The organism is Bosea beijingensis, assembly GCF_030758975.1.
GTDB classification, from domain to species: domain Bacteria; phylum Pseudomonadota; class Alphaproteobacteria; order Rhizobiales; family Beijerinckiaceae; genus Allobosea; species Allobosea beijingensis.
Genome location: NZ_CP132359.1, coordinates 5,302,408 through 5,319,159 on the forward strand (window position 1 = coordinate 5,302,408; position 16,752 = coordinate 5,319,159).

Genomic DNA, 16,752 nt, shown 5'->3' on the forward strand with positions numbered 1-16,752 from the left:
ATCAGGCGCCGCTCTCCCTGACGAGCACCTTGAGCACCTGCCGCCAGGCACCAGCGGCGATACTTTCAGCTTCACCCCGCAGATGAATCAGACCTCGGATCGCGCGCTCCGGTGCCGGGTCGGTTTCATCCGGCGCCGCGGCGAAAACGGCCAGAAACTCTCCGCTCTTCGGCACAAGGCGCCGCTGCTGGTCTTCAGTCGCGGCGACGCGCCCGCCATGAGTCGAGGCGAGTTCCGCAAGGTCGAGCGCCGTCACGCCGGCAAGCGAGACGTCGTCGAGCTGCAGGGAGACGGCTGCCCGCGTCGGCATTTCCGGGATGAAGGTGGCGGGAGCATCCGGCTGGACGCGCCAAAGATCCTTCTCGGCGACATAGCCGCGGGCGCTGAGGCGGTCCGGCCGGCCGACGAGGGCTAGCTGCTCGCGCGGATTGACCCAGCGACCGGGATGCAGGCCGGTGCCGATTTCCAGGACACGGCCGGCGATCGGCGCCGCGATGGTGAGTTGCGCCGCTTCGCGCGCCAAGCCTTCGATGCGGCCGAGCAGGGCGCGGCGTTCGTTGTCGAGGACGGTCGTCTCTTCGCGGTCGAGCTCGTCGCCGGCGCGGCGCGCCATGCGCAAGCTGTTCAACTGGAGCCGGATGCGGGCGTCGGTCAGGGCCTGTTCGAGCGCAGGCGAGCGCAGGCTGATCAGCTCCTGGCCGGCGACGACCTCTTCCCCCTGTGCGACGGAGACGCGTGTGACGAGGGCAGGGCGTGGTGCATGGAGCTGTGCGGTTTCCGCGGCTTCCAGCAAGGCCGGGACCCGGATCGTACGCGACCACGGGACCAGCACAGCGCAAAGCGCCAGCGCAAGAAGCGCCCCGGTGATCCAGCTACGCCGGCTCGTCAGGATTGGTCTGCGCATGCGGTACCAGGCCGCAAGTTCGGAGGCGATCGGGAAGGCGATGAAATAGATGATCTCCACCAGGAACAGCGCGATGCCGAGTGCCTTGAAGAAGTAGTGGTAGACGAACAGCGCGATGCCCAGAAACAGCACCAGCCGGTAGACCCAGGTCATCCAGGCATAGACGATCAGGAGCGCCTGCGTCCCGGCGGGCAGTCGCTCGGGACTGGGCAGGCCGAGGCCGAAGAGCAACTCGCGCAGCCGCCAGCGCCCCAGCGCGAAGGCGCGCGGCTGCAGGTTCTCGATACCGACGATATCGGAAGCCAGATAATAGCCGTCGAAGCGCATGAAGGGATTGAGATTGACCGCCAGGCTCATCAGCCAGCCAACGGTCGCCAGCATGAATGCCATCGAGCGCAAGGGGCCGTCGGGCAGGAAGGACCACAGCAGCGTTGCGATGGCGGCGATGCCGAGTTCGACCAGCATGCCGGCGCTGTCGATCAGCAGACGCTGGCGCCGGTCCTGCAGCCGCCAGGCATCGGTTACGTCCGTATAGGGCATCGGCGTCAGCACGACGAAGGCGATGCCCATGGTCGGAATCGCGCAGCCGAAGCGCACCGCCATATAGGCATGCCCGAGCTCGTGGGCGATCTTGACCAGTACCAGCGTGGCGGCGAAGGCAAGAAAGCCCTCGACGGTGAAGAGATAGCTGAAGGTGGTGACGAAGGCCTCCCATTGGCGCGACGCCAGATAAAGCCCGCCAGCCCCGACCAGCATCAGGATGGCGAAGGCCGTGCGGGTGAACAGGAAGGACACCGCCGGAAAGCTGTGCTGCAGGAAGGCGTTGGGCCGCAGCAGCGGGATGCGGACGAAGAGATAGCCGTGCAGCGCGCGCCAGATCAGGGAACGATGCTGCTGGCTGAGCGCATGCAGCCGTCGCCAGTCGTCGCCGGCGGTCAGGTGATTGGTGTGCAGGAAGGCGACGAAGGCCTCGATCTCCCGCGCATCGACCTCGATGCCGAAATGGCGCTCCATCGCACTGGCGAGTTCGCCGGCAGTACGGCATAGCGGCCAGAGCGTGAGCAGGCGATGCGCGGTGTCTTCGAGCTGGATGAAGCGCTGTTGCAGGGCGTCATGGATCAGCCAGCGCGGCTCGCCCTGCCGGCCGGGCGCGCCCTGCAGCAGGGCGAGGTCCGGTCTCAGGACCGGGAGCGGCGGGGCCTCGGTCAGCGCCGTCACAGCCCGCTCCATTGCCGGAACGCGGAAATCGGCCTGCGCAGCAGATAGAACCAGAGCGGCACATCCTCGCCATAGACCTGGGCCGTACCGCGCACGCCGAGTCGGGGTGCGGGAGCGGGTGCCTCGTCGAACTGGACGATGGCCCGGTAGGCGAGCGTCGCGCCGTCGCGCGGGCGCGCCTTGTAATCGGCGCGGACGATCCGGCCTCCGACGGGATCAAGCGGATTCGAGTCGAGGAAGAGCTTCACTTCGGCGCCGGGCTTCACGACCAGCGCATCACCGACCGGAATATCGATCTGCACATCGATGGAGGCCGGGTCGGCGATCTCCATCAGCCGGTCGCCGACGGCAACGGGGCGGCCGATGATGTCCTTGCCGTCGCCATAGACTGCGATGCCGGCGCGGCCGGCCTTCAGCTCCGTCTTGTCGAGCTGATCGCGGGCGAAGTTGCGCTCGGCCACGCGCAGATCGTACTCGGCCTGCATCAGCGCCATCTCGTGACGGCCGCGCGCATCGGCGAAGGCGAGCTGGCGCGCCTTCTGCAGGCGCGCCGCGGCGACCTGGACCTCGCGCTCCGCGATTTCCAGCTTGTTGCGGAGCTCCACCCCAACGAGACGCACAACCGGCTGGCCCTGGCTGACGGTTTCGTTGGGCTTCACGAGCAGCGCCTCGACGATGCCGTCGAGGCCGCTGGAGACGACATAGGGCTCGCGGGCGATCACCTCCAGCGGCGCCAGGATCGCCATCGGAACCGGCACGAATCCGAGCGCCAGCAGAAGGACCGCCCCCGCCACGGCAGCCTTGCTGCCGATCCGGCGCCGCTTGCGTCGTGGCCGTGCCGCGAGGGCATGGCGTGCATAATTCGTGGCATCTGCGAGGTGATGGGCGATGCCGATATCGGCCTCGCTCCAGGGCGTTTCACGCGCGAGCAGAAGCCCACCAGAGGGACTGGTGGCCGAGGGCGGCAGCGGCAGCCAGAGCATTTCCTGCAGTGCATAGGCGCTAAGCGCCGGCGAATGCTGGTCGGCACCGAGGCTTTCCAGACGAAATTCGCGCGGTTCGAAGAGGCCCTTGGGCCCGGCTTGCGCGGCCAGATGCCTGATACCGCGCTCAAGGTCCTGAACCAGCGGGGAGCCGCGCTCGACCGTCGGCAGACCGCTGATCGCGACGATTCCGGGTTGGTCGGGGCGTTCGTCTTCCAAAACGAATATCTGCCGGGCGCGCAGAAGCGCCCGCGCCTCATTCGCGACGAGGAAGAACAGCTCCTGCGATGTTCCTGCTCTGCGAATGGCGGCTTCGAGCCGCATCAGCGCCCGCAGGGCGCCCATTCCGCCCTCCTGGCCCGGGGCTGCCCCGGCCTTGCTCTGATGCGCTTGCGAAACGCCTCCGGATCGCAATTCGTTGAGCGAGACGCTGACCATGGCGCCTCACAGACCGCTCGCGAAGCTGGCAGAGCCGCTCATCCCGGCCATGACCCGGCCGTCAGGGCTATCCAGCGTACCGACGACCTTGATCGTCTGGCTGACCGGATCGACGGCTGCGCCGATGCGGGCGATATGAGAGCTGTAGCTGCCGCCGGTCTCGTCGACCGCAAAGGCGAAGGCGGTGCCTTGCTTGAGCCATCCCAGCCAGGCGGAAGGCACGATCAGTTCGACCTCCAGGGCCGAGTCGTCGATGATCGTCAGGAAGGGCTTTCCAGGCGCGGGGGTCTCGTGGACATAGACGCCAAGCTCGGCAATGCGGCCATTGAACGGCGCATTGACGCGGCACTGGTCGAGCCGAACGGCGAGAGAGGCAGCTTCGGCGCCGGCCTTGTCGGCCCGTGCCTTGGCCGTTTCGCTGTCATAGCGCGAGCCGGCCTGATTGCGCTGGAGATAAACCTGGCTTTCATGGGCGATGCGGGCTTCGCGGAAGGCAGCCTCCGCCGCTTGCGCTTCGGCCTGATGCCGGCGGCAGTCGAAGGCGGCCAATAGATCGCCCTTTCGGAAGGACTGGCCTTCCTTGCGGGGCAGTTCGGTGATGCGGGCGGCCAGCTCGCTCGATATCGCCGCCTGGTCGACCGGCCTCACGACCCCGCGGACAGGGGTGTCGCGCGGTTGCACGGGTTGGTTCGCGGCGGCCACGCCACTGAGGATGAGGCCGAGTGCCGCGATTGAGCACGGGAGTTTAGGCTTCATGGGCATAGGTTGATTGCTCCGCCTTGCCGTATAGTTGCGTGTTTCGAGGCAATAATAATAAAAATTTATAGATTATATGGTTGTGTTCATGTGTTTCGACCGGAGTTCTAAAATGATGACTTCGATCTATTGTTCCAAGAAAGGTGATCGATGCTTAATATTCGGCATTTTAGATTTCCGGAGCGTTCAGTGCCGCGCGGCCGCTACCGCGCTCTTGCCAGAGGTTTGCCAGCGATTGCGATAGCTCTTTGACCGGTATCTGGAAGTCGATATCGCTGACATAGCCGTCCATGCCCATCGAGGCGTAGAGATTGGCATAGGCATTCTGCAGGCCGGAATAGGCGAGGTCGCGACGCAGCTCCGCCAGCAGGGTGTTCATCTCCTCGCGGATCAGCGTCTGTTCGCTGATTCGTTCGGCAGCGGTCTGTGCCTTCATCTGGCCGAGCAGCCGGCTTTGCACATCGAAATACTGTGTCGCCGAAGCCAGTTCCTTCCTCAGATGCTGGAACCGGATATTGCTGACATGGACCTGGGTCATGATCGCCATGGTGATTGCCAGTCCGCGCTGCTCCAGCAGTTCTTCCTGCTTGTCGATGACGGCCTTCTGGGCCGGATATTTCAGGATCTTGAGCAGGTTGCCGGTGGCCTTGGCGCCCCAGCCCATCCAGTTGTTGTTGAGGAGGAAGTCGTTGCTGTCGAAATTCGGCCCGGCATAGAGCTGGATGCCCGGCAGCATGGACAGAAGCGCGGCGTCCGCTTCCTTCAGGTTGATCCGCTTCTGGTACTCCAGCTCGCGCAGTTCCGGCCGGTTCTGCAGCGCGGTCCAGATCATCGAGCGAACCTTGCCCGGCGTGCGCAGCACGCCGCCGCGGTGCGGCGCGACCAGCTGGAAGTTCTCGCCGGGCTGCAGGTTCATCAGGGCGCCGAGCTGCTGCTTGGCGATGGTGAGATCCCGCTGCAACTCCTGAATCGTCCGCCGGACTTCGAGCAATTCGCGCTGATAGGTGAGGGAGGTGATCGGCGAGGCCTGCCCCTCCGTCGAGATCTTGTCGGTGCTGGCCAGCGCCTTGCGGGTCCGGCCTTCGAGCGCGTTGAGCTTGCGGATGAGCCGGTCGGCCGCCAGCGCGCGCCAATAGGCGGTCCGGACATCCTCGATGATGCGATTGGCGACCTTGCGCCGTGTCTCGGCAGCGATGAGAACCTTGTCGGCGGATTGCTGAGCCCGGACGTAGGACAGTCCGAAATCGAGGACGTTCCAGCTCAGGGCGGCCTCGGCAACGACGGATTCGCGCTCCTGCGAGGTCGAGGCTCCGAAGTTGGGCGTGCGGGTGACAAGGTTGAAACTGCTGGAAGCGCTGTAGTTGTCGCGAGCGCCGTAACCGGCGCTGACGGCGAGACCAGGAAGCATGTCATATTGAGCGGCGCTCAGCTCGGCCGTCCTGACGACAGTCTCGAAAACTTCGACCTTATGATCGAGGTTGTACTTCAACGCGCGAGCCATCGCCTCGTAAAGGTCGATGGAGCCTTGGACAGGTTCCTGATCGATCGTTACCTGGCTCAGATTATTGGAAGCCATGGAGGCCAGTTCTGCCGTAGTCAATTTTTCCGGATTGATAGTGCATCCCGCAACAAGCAAAGCAGACAGTGAAATAGATAGCTTACGGTAGGTCATCGATATCATTTTGGAGCCACCTCGGAGTCTGCCGGTGTGCTGCCGGCACGCTGCGTCGGGCACGGCGCTCCTAAAGGCGCGCTCCAGAAACTTCGGCCATCATGGTTAATAAAAGACTAATAAATATGCATTCTACAACTGAGGCGTGTGCGCGCCTCTCGCGCAGGTAGCTTCTCCCGACTGCGGCAACGCATCGATTCCGCAGATTTCGCGATCGCGGGATGTCCGTGACAGACACGGCATCAGGATGGACGGCACAATCGTCGAGCTGCTTCAACCCGAGCTGCCGATTCTCCCAGCGACTGGGTAGGCGGATTCGCCCGCCGGATCAGAAATCGCTTTGCCTCGGTTGACGAAACCCTACGGTCGACGATTGCTCCCGTGGGAAATCTCCAAGCTTGCGCGTTGAAATCCTTGGGCACGGGCGCTCGCTGCGAACGTCTGCTTCGTGGCCATCATCCAGTGTCGGCAAGTGGCGCATGCCGGCGCCCAATTGCGATGCAAACGATACGCAGAATGCCCGCGAGAGCCTGGCTTCTTGCGATCGCGGCGGGCATTTCTAAGTTACCTCTTCCGCCAGCCCTGACCAACGTGGCTGGTGCCGATGTTCATCGCGGGAATGGATCAAGTATGGATCGATGGCAGGCGATGAGGGTTTTCGTGAAGGTCGGCGAGACCGGCAGCTTCGCCGGCGCCGGGCGTCAGCTCAACATGAGCCCGCCTGCCGTGACGCGGATCGTTTCATCGCTCGAAGAGGCTATCGGCGCGCGCCTCCTGACCCGGACGACACGCTCGCTCAAGCTCACGGACGCTGGAAGCCGGTATCTGAACGACTGCCAGAGGCTTCTGTTCGCGCTGAGCGAGGCGGAAGCCGCTGCTGCCGCAACCTTCGGCAAGCCGACAGGCACGCTGAGCGTCACCGCTTCGTCGATGTTCGGCTCTCCGGCGAGCCGATCAGCGCCCGGGCAATCGCCACGCGTTGGCGCTGCCCGCCAGAGAGCTGCGATGGATAAGCCCGTAGATGATGGGCCGAGAGTCCGACTTGCCCGGCGATCATCGCGACCTTGCCGGCTATCGTGGAACGGTCCGTACCTTGGATGCTGAGCGGCGCGGCGATGATCCTCTCGATCGGCATCATCGGATTGAGCGAGGAGTAGGGATCTTGGAAGACTGCCTGGATCAGCCGCGCGCGCTCCAATCGCGAGTAGGAAACGATCGGCCTGCCACCCACCGAAACAGCCCCGCTGCTCGGCTTCTCGATTCCGAGAACGAGTTTTGCCAGCGTACTTTTGCCGGAGCCCGACTCGCCGACGATGCCGAGCGTCCCGCCGCGCTGTACCTCGAGATCGACACCACGCAGCGCGTGCAGAGCGTGGCTGGTTCGAAAGCCATTGCGGATATGATAGGTTCGCGTGGCATTCACGACACGCAGTGCCAGACCGCTCATGCTGCGGCCTCCGCTTGGCCAAGCCAGACGGAACCGTCACTCGCTTGTATCTCTTCCGAGCGCAGGCAGCGTGCCTTTCGCCGGGGAGCGAAACTTCGCAGCAAGATTGGCTTCGCGGCGCATTCCGAATTTGCGTAGGGACACCGCTCCAGAAAGCCGCAGCGCGCAAGTTCGCCCTTTTGCCTGGGCACCATCCCCGGGATGAACCCGAGCGGCGCCTCACGGTCCTGTCCCAACATCGGGATGGAGCGCAGCAGTCCCTCCGTATAGGGATGCGACGGCGAGCCGAGGACCTCATGACAGCGGCCGGTCTCGACGACTTCGCCGCCGTACATCACCGTCACTCGGTCGGCCATAGCGGACACTACGCCTACATCATGGGTAATCAGGATCAGGCCGACACCCGTCTCCTGTTGGATTGTTTTGAGCAGCCGGAGGATCTGCCCTTGAGTGGTCACGTCGAGAGCGGTGGTCGGTTCATCGGCGATGATGAGCTCAGGTTCGCAGAGTAGCGCCATGGCGATCATGACGCGCTGCCGCAGGCCGCCCGATAGCTGCTGCGGAAATTGCCGGACGCGTTCCGCTGGCGATGGGACGCCAACCTTCCCAAGGAGATCGACCGCCCTGTCCAGGGCCTCGCGGCGGCCTACCGCACGATGCTGACGGAAGACCTCGGTCATTTGGTCGCCGATCCGATAGCACGGATCGAGCGCTGTCATCGGATCCTGAAAGATCATCGCGATGCGCTCACCGCGCAGCGCCCGAAGCCGCTTCGGCGAAAGACCGAGAAGTGACACGCCAGAGAGTTCCAGCTTCTCCGCATCGACCCGGATGCCGGGCTTCAACAGGCGCATGATGGCGAGGGCCGTCATGCTTTTGCCGCAGCCGGATTCGCCGACGATGGCATGGGTTTCTCCGCGCTCCAGTGTCAGGTCGAAATGCCGCACGGGACGCAGAATCCCATCATGGGTCTGAATGCTGATCCGCAGCCCTTCGATGTCGAGCAATGGCGAACTCATCCGGCGCGGCCCTCCGGAGCTGTCAGGTCGCGCAGGGCATCGCCGATCAGGTTGATCGCCAGAATGAGCAGGATAAGTCCGACACCGGGGATCGCGACGATCCAGGGGCGGAACATCAGCTGGTTCTTGGCCTCGGAGATCATCAGACCCCAGGACAGAGCCGGCGGTTGCACGCCAAGTCCAAGGAATGACAAAGCTGACTCCGCCAGGATCGCATGGGCGAGCTCCAGAGAGACGACGACGATCAACGGCCCTCGAATATTGGGCAGGATCTCCACCAGAAGGGTGCGCCAGTGCGAGCTGCCGATCGTACGGGCCGCCGTGATGAACTCGCGGCTCATCAATTGCTGCGTTGCACTGCGTGAGACGATCGCGAACTGATCCCACAGCAGGAGCCCGATGACGAGGATCAGGAGTTGAAGCGAGCTACCGACCAGCGCCACGACCACGAGTGCCACGAGCGTAACCGGAAGCGCTAACCGAACGGTGATCACGAAGGTGATCACCGCATCAACACGTCCGCCGAAGTAGCCCGCGCAGATACCCAGCGTCGTGCCGATCAACGCTGAGAGCGCGACTGTCAGTATGCCGACCAGGAGCGAGATCCGGGCGCCGTAAAGCAATCGCGCGAAATTGTCCCGGCCCAGGCTGTCGGTCCCAAGCGGGTGACCCCAGCTCCCGGCGACGTTCCAGACGGGCGGCACAAAACGTTGTGCCAGATTCTGCAAGGTTGGATCCGCCGAGGTCAGGAACGGAGCGAGCATCGATAGAAGGACGATCACAAAGAGAATCGTGCTTCCGACGACGAGGCTCCGGTGCGCCAGCGCTCTGCGCAAAAGGATGCGCCTCGCTGACAGCGGCAGTTCGACCGTGATCGTGCTGTCTGTGACGAGAGCCATCACGACACCCGGATACGCGGGTCGATCATGACGTTCGCCAGATCGGCCATGAAAGTCAGGATCGCATAGGTTGTGGCGGCAAATAGCAAGATCGCCTGGATCACCTCGATATCGGCGCGCTGGATCGATTCCCAGGCCAGTTGGCCGATGCCGTTAAGTTGGAAGATCGTCTCGATCACGACGGAGCCGCCGAGCATGAAGCCGAGCTGGACAGCCACGAGCGCAACGACCGGCGCCATCGCGTGGCGCAGTCCATGACGGATCACAACCCGCCAGGGCGCCAATCCATAAGCGCGTGCGGTGCGGACATGGTCCGACTCCAGGACCTCGATCATTCCCGAGCGGGTCAGGCGCATCAGGGCCGGCGTCGAGTAATACCCAAGCGCTATCGAAGGCAGTACGTAATGTTGCCAGCTCTGCGCCCCAGAGATTGGCAGCCAGCCAAGATAGACGCCGAAGAAGTAGCTGAGCCCCAAGGCGAAGATGAAGGACGGCATCGACTGCCCGGCTACGGCCAGCACCAGCGAGAAGCGGTCGATCAGTGATCCGGGACGGAGAGCCGCCAACACCCCGAGGGGGATCGAGAGGGTCAGGGCAAAGGCAAGGGCGGTGAGACTTAATGTGCCCGTCACCCGGAGGTGATCGAAAATGATCTCGCTGACGTTCATGCGCAGATAGAAGGACCGCCCGAAATCGCCCGATAGCAGCCGAGCAACCCATTCGCCGTATTGCTGTACGAGAGGCCGATCGAAGCCATATAGCGTCCTGGCCGCTGCGACATCAGCTGCTGAGGCTCCCTCTCCCACCATCGCCGCCGCGGGATCGCCCGAAAGATGGACGAGCAGGAAGGCAATAACCGAGGTGACGAAGATCACGCCAAGCGTCAGCAGCCCGCGCCTCACCGTAAAGGTCAGCATTGCCGGGAACCTGGCTTGTCCGCAGCGCTGCGGAGATTTGCGGCCGTGAAGCTCATCAGTTCCACTTGCCGAGATAGAAGTGCGCGAGCTCGTCCGACGTTACCGGATAGTCGAGTTGCCTGTTGAAGGCGTAGGTCCGCCCATAGATGAAGAGCGGTATGGCGTAGGCTTGGTCCGCAATCCGGCTCAGCGCCCTGGTGTAGAGGTGTTTGCGCTGCGTCTCGTCGACGGTGCCTTCAGCTTGCTTCAGTGTGGCCGTGAGCTCGGCATCGCGCGCATAATCTTCGACATCGCCATTGAAATAGTAGCCGGCGGATGCAGACGCATCCAAGATCCCGTTGGAGCCGTAGGTCATGTGCGTGAGCCCGGCTTTTCCGCTTTGGACCAGCGGCCTGAGTGCTCGCCAGGTCAAGAACTGGATGTTGGTCTCGATCCCGACTGCGCGCAGATAGTTCGTTACGGCCTCGGAGAACGGCCTGTCGCGATACGCGTAGAAATCGAGCTTCAGGCCGTTCGGGTACCCTGCTTCCCTAAGGAGATCCTTTGCTCGCGCGGGATTGTATTCGTACTGTTTAACCTTGGTGTCGCAGCCGAACTGCAGTGGCACGCACATCGCCTCCTGGACGATGGAGGAATCGCCAACCAGGTCCTTTGCGATCGCCTGGCGATCAATGGCGTGGGCCATCGCCTGACGCACCCGCACGTCCTTCAATGGGCTGTCGCCGCTCCGGCCGGCGGAATCTACCATCAGGAAGGAAATGCGCATGGTCGGAGCGGCGGAAACCTTAAGGTTGCCCATCGCGGCCAGCGGAGCCGCATTCTCCTTGGGTACGCCCCAAACCCAGTCCACACCGCCGGATACGAGTTCGGCGACCTGGGTCTCCGGGTCCTTGATTGTCCGGAAAACAATCTTGCCGATGCTTGGCTTCCCCTTCGGGCTGCCGTCGAAATAGGCGGCATTCTTCTCCAAAGTCAGGGTCTGGCCCGCTCGAAACTGGGTGAGCTTGTAGGGGCCGGTGCAGACGGGCTGTACCGCCCCCCAATCCTTGCGCACCTTGCCGCCGGCGGCCGGAACTTCGGGCGCCTTCTCGTAATGCCCAGCGGGATAGATTGGCGTCGTTCCCGAAAGATATTCGAAGGCGGCCGGCGTTGGCGCGTTGGTGTGAATACGCACTCGATAGGGAGCGACCACCTCCACGTTCTTGATCCAGTCGACCAGCACGCGCAGCACCATGTTACTGTCCGGCGCCGCCACATGATTGAGCGTGTAGGCAACGTCATTTGCCGTGAAATCCGCTCCGTTGTGGAACTTCACACCCTTGCGAAGCTCAAGTTCCAGGACGGTGGGCTCGATCCACTTCCAGCTCGTGGCGAGGAGCGGCTTGTACTCTTGTGAGATCGGGTCGCGATGGATCAGCGTGTCACATTGAGAATAGGCGGTGATCAACGCTTCGCGCGAGTTGCCATAATAGATATCCGCCGTCTCTACTTCGCTCGACGTCGTCCAAGTCAGCGTGTCATTGGCCTTGCCGGCTTGAACAGGCGAACTCAGCAACAGTGCAGCAAGGCTGGCTGGGGCAAAAAGACCAAATCTCATCGCGTTCTCCCGAACATGTCGTCGGCCCGTCGCGGCTATTGCCGTCATCCGGGCCAATCCCCGTTTCTCCGCGACCGCAGCGTCGCGGTGCTTCAAAAATCTAAAAACGCACTATATGAATAATGTAAAGCTTTTCACGCATTATCAAGAGAAAACTTGTGGCGCACCGACTTTTGCAATCCACTCCCTATCTAGCTCGCGACAACAAGGCGCGTCGCCACGAGATTGAGATGAAAATGTTTAATTTCAGGGGCTTGGAAGCGCTGGTGGCGTTCGTCGAAGCTGGCTCGATCGCGAAGGCGGCCGAACAGCTTGATCGAACGCCCCCTCAAATTGGCAGACTCCTGAATGCCCTGGAGGCAGAACTGGGCTTCACGGTCTTCGACCGCCGGTCGAAGCCGCTCGCACTGACCAAGGAGGGACGAAATTTTGCTCTCCAAGTTAAGGTGGCGCTGGCTGGTGTTGGGCGCCTTGGAGCTGTCGCGCGGCAGTTGCGTTCGATGGAGCGAGCACATCTGCGCATCTTGACGGCCCCATTCCTCGCACCGGCACTGGTGATCGATGCAATCGGCCGGGTCGCACAGCGTTACCCGGAATTCACCGCTGAGATCGATTCCCGTATCAGACTCGACATCGAAGAGTGGATCCAGAAGGAGAGCTTCGACATTGGTATCGCCGTGTTGCCCATACAGAGCGCGGCATTCCGGACGGAACCCCTGATAGAAGTCGAAGCCATGTGCGCAATGTCCGTCGGGCATCCGCTCGCGGAGCGTGCAGTTGTTGAATTCGAGGACCTTATTGGCCTCGAACTTGTCATGCAGCACCCGCGTTCTAAAGTGCGCACCTTCATTGAAGGCCTGGCAAGGCAGCGCGGCACCAATCTGGATATCCGTTTCGAAGCTCCAAACGGTATCATTGCCACTCAGATGGTTGCTCGCGGCTTGGGCTGCGGCATCATAGATCCGCTTGTGGCGCAGTCTGCCGGCGCGGCCAACCTTGTGCTCCGGCCTTTCAGGCCGTCGCTTAAAATCTCCTATGGCTTTGTTTTCCCCGAATGGGTTGTACCCTCGCCGCTGATCAACAGTCTGATGGACGAAATCCGGCGCGCCTGCACAAGCGGCGACGCCAGCCGCCTCAGAAACCTTGTGTGATGGGCACGCACGGCGGCGCATGATTACGAAAGCCGGTTCTTGTAGATTCGTCCGTCCTTCAAGATCAGATCGAGTTTTTCTCCCTGGCCTACCAGCAGGTTGATATCGTCCAGCGGATTGCCGTCGACAGCGAGAAGATCTGCTCGTGCCCCGACCGCCACAACGCCCAATTGCCCTGGCATCTGAAACAGATCTGCCGCGTAACAAGTCGCGGAGCGGATCACTTCCGCGACCGACAGCACCTCGGATCTGATCTTAAATTCCAGGGTCTGATGCCGGTGCAGCGGCCCGATTAGATCCGTCCCATAGGCCATGTTCAGTTTATGGCGTGCGGCCACCTCGAGAGATGCTGAGCCAACGTCGAGCACAGTCTTGATCTTCGCGTGAAGCTCGGGAGGCATGCCGATCTCAAGGCCCTCCTGCCACATCGTCTCGTAGGCGACGAGCGTTGGCACCATGAAAGCATCCCGTTCAGCGATCAGGCTCGCGGCCTCGTCGTCGAGAAAATTGCAGTGCTCGACAGAGCGGACGCCGAAACGAACCGCTCGGGCGATTTGGCGGGCCGTATAGGTGTGAGCCATGACGTAGCGGTTCGCCATGGCCGCCTCCTCGACCGCAGCGCGGATTTCCTCTTCCGAGAACTGATCGTTGTCGATCGGATCGGTGTATGAGGCGATCCCACCCCCGGCCATGATCTTGACCTGGGAGGCGCCGCGCCGGAGTTCGTCCCGCGCGGCCGCTCTGACCTCGGGGACACCGTTGCAAACGCGCCCTAGGCTCGGAACGGCGTAGTGGCCGTCATAGGCATTCTCACCCGCGCCGCGCATGTCACCATGGCCGCCTGATTGGGAGAGTGCCTTGCCGCTGTAGAGAATGCGCGGCGACGGAATGAGCCCCTCTTCGACCGCACGGGCAAGTCCGAACTCAGCGCCACCGCCATCTCGCACCGTCGTGAAGCCGCGCATCAGCATGCCCTCCAATATCGGGAGAGCGCGGATGGCTGTGTAAAATGGGGACCAGGTTGTCAGCAGCTTGAAGCTGTTCATCGGCACGATCACATGGACGTGCGCATCACAAAGGCCGGGCATCAGCACGCGGCCGCGCAGATCGAGTCGCTGAGCGGAAGACGCGCCTACCGTCGGTTCCCCGATTTCGGCGATACGCCCATGTCTGATGAGCACCTCGCGCTCTGACGAGACCGTGCCGGCGATCACATCCATGACACAGGCATTGGTGAGAAGAAGATCGTCCATGGATGCCTCGTCTTCGATTGATTGAAAGAGAGAATTCAGAGTTTCGTCCACGTCGATAGGAGCAGTCGTGCGGTGTCATAAAGCATGATTGGTTCGTCTAGAAAAATTTTCGTCGCACCTAACTCGTTTTGAAAAGATGACGCTGAAATAGAACGTAAGCATGTAGCTCGGATCATGGGAATCTTATCTGACAACATAGGGGCGGGTATCGTGATTGCGGCGCCGCTAAAGGGAATTTTGCTCTACGGTGACTGTAGAAATTACTCTAAAGAAAACCCATGTCGTAATGGATCCCGCTCATCGACAAAGATCGTGTTATGCCCGGTGATGCGTGCCCAACCTGCGACGCTCGGCATGATGGCCGGGGACGTTCCAACAAGCGCAGCAGATTCGAGCCTGCAGTCGAACATCGTACCGATGAGGCTCTCATGAATGAACTCGTCGCCTACGGCCATAAGCCCTTTGGCATGCCGCTGGGCCATTCGTGCGGAAGAGCCGGTTCCGCAAGGGGAACGGTCAATTCCTCCATCTCCGTAAAAGACTGCATTGCGTGCATGAGCTCGCGCATTTTTGGGACCATCGGTCCACATCACATGGCTCACGCCCGCGATAAGCGAATTGTCGGGATGAACCGGTGCGACGGCTTCTTGTGCTGCTGCCCGAACGATCGGACTGAGCTTCGTGATCTCAGAAGCCCTCATTCCATCCAGACCACTCCAATTGGGTTGTGGCTCGATGATCACATAGTAATTGCCGCCATAGGCAACGTCGACAACTAACTCTCCTAATCCTGGAATGTCTAATTTCACGTCTGCCGCATGTAGATAGCTGGCCACGTTGAACAGCCTGACCTGGTCGACGTATCCGTCCTTCTGAGTGAAATCGACGGAAACCACGCCGGCAGGCACTTCTAGTTTCATACGTCCCGGAGTTGCGGGCTGAACGAGGCCCTCTTCGATGGCGACTGTCACCGTTCCGATCGTTCCGTGCCCGCACATCGGGAGGCACCCGCTGACCTCGATAAACAGGATGCCGAGATCGCAATCAGAGCGGGAAGGTGGGTAGAGTATCGAGCCTGACATCGCATCGTGGCCCCGCGGTTCGAACATCAAGGCGCGCCTAACCCAGTCGTGTTCAGAAACGAACCGCTGCCGCCGCTGCGCCATATCCAGCCCGGCCAGTATGGGCGCTCCTCCTGCCACAACCCTGACTGGATTGCCGCAGGTGTGCGCGTCGATACAGAAGAACGAGTGCCGTTTCATATCGCTATGCTCCAAATCGGGAGATTGAACAGGGCGAAAGGTCAACTGAGGTCGGGCGGCCCGCTATAATATCGGCTACGAGCCGACCGGTTGTAGGAGCCATCGTTAATCCACAATGGCCGTGGCCAAATGCGTAGATTACATCCGAACGGCGCGGCGATTGACCGAGCACGGGGAGAGAATCTGGGGTAGCAGGCCGATGACCGGCCCAAGGTGCCCCGCCGCGCAAATTGAGATCTGGAAGATAAGCGCGGGCGCGCCGTGCTAACGCATCGCTGCGTCGGAAATCGGGTGGTGCATCAAGACCTGCGAACTCCGCGGCACCACCAATCCGGAGCCCCATGTCCATCGGAGTAGCAACGAACGCGTCTTCAGCGAATATAAGCTCGCGCGTCACGTCAATTCCGGGATGCGGCAACGTCAGGTTATAACCTCGCTCGGACTCGAGCAGCACCCGATCACCCACACTTCGGGCCAGTTGTCCCGACCAGGCACCAGCTGCGATAACCAAATGGTCGAAGCTAATGTGCTGATATTCGCATTCAAGGATATCCCGTCGGACCGCCAGTGCCCGCTGCCGTTCGAAGTTTACGCCGTTTGCTTCGAGCCTCTTCTGTAATGTTACTGTGAGCCTTCGTGGATCGGTAAGGTGAGACCATTGCGGAGCGAGCACTGCGCGCAAGACTGAAGGCCCCAGTGAAGGCTCTAGCGCTCGTGCCGCACATCCGTCCATCTCGTCCAGGACGATGCCGAAGCTGCGACGAAGCTCGCGATCGGGCCCGTCACGCTCAAACGCGGCGGCATTGCGGTAAACCCACAAGGCGCCCGCACGCTGAAGGTCGTGAGAGAGGTCCATCTCTGTCAATAAGTCGCCAATATCGATGGCAGCGGAAGCCAGGAGCCCGGCTAGAACCTTTGTGATGCGGCTCACCTCAGCCTGTGAGCTCGATCGCGCGAACCGCCACAGAAATGGCAAAAGCTTCACTAGGTGCTGGGGACGCACCGCGACCGGTCCTAATGGGTCAAGCAACCAACCGGGCAGCCGGGCAAAAACGGCTGGGGTTGAGGCAGGGATAATCTCGGTTATCGCGATACCGCCGGCATTTCCGAAGGATGCCTTGTCACCGTGAGGCTCGGGATCGACGACCGTAACCAAATGTCCGTCGGCTAACGCTGAGCGAGCGCAGCACAAACCGACGATACCAGCGCCTACAATAACAATCTTCGCCATAAGAT

13 protein-coding genes and 1 pseudogene are annotated in these 16,752 nt (G+C 61.7%); 2 read left to right on the top strand and 12 right to left on the bottom strand.

Annotation, left to right across the window (positions count from 1 at the left end):
- Nucleotide 1: 1 nt before the first annotated feature.
- The 4 genes from Q9235_RS25460 to Q9235_RS25475 all read right to left on the bottom strand — a co-directional run bounded on the left by Q9235_RS25460 (nt 2) and on the right by Q9235_RS25475 (nt 6,034).
- Nucleotides 2–2,122 (bottom strand): HlyD family efflux transporter periplasmic adaptor subunit, encoded by a 2,121-nt coding sequence (locus Q9235_RS25460; protein ID WP_306224536.1) that lies wholly within the window; start codon nt 2,120–2,122, stop codon nt 2–4.
- Nucleotides 2,119–3,450: an efflux RND transporter periplasmic adaptor subunit gene (locus tag Q9235_RS25465; RefSeq protein WP_306224537.1), complete on the bottom strand. Its 1,332-nt coding sequence runs from the start codon at nt 3,448–3,450 to the stop codon at nt 2,119–2,121. The genes Q9235_RS25460 and Q9235_RS25465 overlap by 4 nt, the downstream gene beginning before the upstream one ends.
- 99 nt (nt 3,451–3,549) lie before the next feature.
- The gene (locus Q9235_RS25470) at nt 3,550–4,224 is read right to left on the bottom strand and encodes an efflux RND transporter periplasmic adaptor subunit (protein WP_422678242.1); all 675 of its coding nucleotides are present in this window, start codon (nt 4,222–4,224) and stop codon (nt 3,550–3,552) included.
- Nucleotides 4,225–4,468: 244 nt separating this feature from the next.
- A complete protein-coding gene (locus Q9235_RS25475; RefSeq protein ID WP_306224539.1) occupies nt 4,469–6,034 on the bottom strand; it encodes a TolC family protein in 1,566 nt (521 codons plus the stop codon).
- A gap of 567 nt (nt 6,035–6,601) precedes the next feature.
- Here Q9235_RS25475 and Q9235_RS25480 point away from each other — a divergent pair.
- Nucleotides 6,602–6,910: pseudogene (locus Q9235_RS25480) on the top strand (LysR family transcriptional regulator); the annotation flags it as partial.
- Here the strand turns inward: Q9235_RS25480 and Q9235_RS25485 are convergent.
- The 5 genes from Q9235_RS25485 to Q9235_RS25505 are packed head-to-tail and all read right to left on the bottom strand — an operon-like array spanning nt 6,888 to nt 11,850.
- On the bottom strand, nt 6,888–7,418 hold the full coding sequence (locus Q9235_RS25485; RefSeq protein ID WP_306224540.1) for an ATP-binding cassette domain-containing protein: 531 nt from the start codon (nt 7,416–7,418) through the stop codon (nt 6,888–6,890). The pseudogene Q9235_RS25480 and the gene Q9235_RS25485 sit on opposite strands and share 23 nt — an antisense overlap.
- The gene (locus Q9235_RS25490; RefSeq protein ID WP_306224541.1) at nt 7,415–8,425 is read right to left on the bottom strand and encodes an ABC transporter ATP-binding protein; all 1,011 of its coding nucleotides are present in this window, start codon (nt 8,423–8,425) and stop codon (nt 7,415–7,417) included. The genes Q9235_RS25485 and Q9235_RS25490 overlap by 4 nt, the downstream gene beginning before the upstream one ends.
- 8 nt (nt 8,426–8,433) lie before the next feature.
- Entirely contained in the window at nt 8,434–9,336 is a 903-nt protein-coding gene (locus Q9235_RS25495) for an ABC transporter permease (protein WP_306224542.1), read from the bottom strand.
- Nucleotides 9,336–10,253 carry an ABC transporter permease gene (locus Q9235_RS25500; RefSeq protein WP_306224543.1) on the bottom strand — a complete coding sequence of 306 codons (918 nt, stop codon included), beginning with the start codon at nt 10,251–10,253 and terminating at the stop codon, nt 9,336–9,338. Before Q9235_RS25500 ends, Q9235_RS25495 begins: the two co-directional genes overlap by 1 nt.
- 55 nt (nt 10,254–10,308) lie before the next feature.
- A complete protein-coding gene (locus Q9235_RS25505; protein WP_306224544.1) occupies nt 10,309–11,850 on the bottom strand; it encodes an ABC transporter substrate-binding protein in 1,542 nt (513 codons plus the stop codon).
- 230 nt (nt 11,851–12,080) lie between these two features.
- Between Q9235_RS25505 and Q9235_RS25510 the strand changes: the two genes are divergently transcribed.
- Nucleotides 12,081–13,001, top strand: a complete 921-nt coding sequence (locus tag Q9235_RS25510; RefSeq protein WP_306224545.1) for a LysR family transcriptional regulator — start codon at nt 12,081–12,083, stop codon at nt 12,999–13,001.
- A 23-nt stretch (nt 13,002–13,024) separates the two neighbouring features.
- Here the strand turns inward: Q9235_RS25510 and Q9235_RS25515 are convergent, their stop codons facing one another.
- The 3 genes from Q9235_RS25515 to Q9235_RS25525 form a co-directional block, all read right to left on the bottom strand.
- Nucleotides 13,025–14,254 carry a metal-dependent hydrolase family protein gene (locus Q9235_RS25515; RefSeq protein WP_306224546.1) on the bottom strand — a complete coding sequence of 410 codons (1,230 nt, stop codon included), beginning with the start codon at nt 14,252–14,254 and terminating at the stop codon, nt 13,025–13,027.
- Between the two features lie 260 nt (nt 14,255–14,514).
- Complete coding sequence (locus Q9235_RS25520) at nt 14,515–15,516, bottom strand: 4-hydroxyproline epimerase (protein WP_306224547.1); 1,002 nt, start codon at nt 15,514–15,516, stop codon at nt 14,515–14,517.
- A 4-nt stretch (nt 15,517–15,520) separates the two neighbouring features.
- Nucleotides 15,521–16,747 (bottom strand): NAD(P)/FAD-dependent oxidoreductase, encoded by a 1,227-nt coding sequence (locus tag Q9235_RS25525; RefSeq protein WP_306224548.1) that lies wholly within the window; start codon nt 16,745–16,747, stop codon nt 15,521–15,523.
- Nucleotides 16,748–16,752 lie beyond the last annotated feature (5 nt).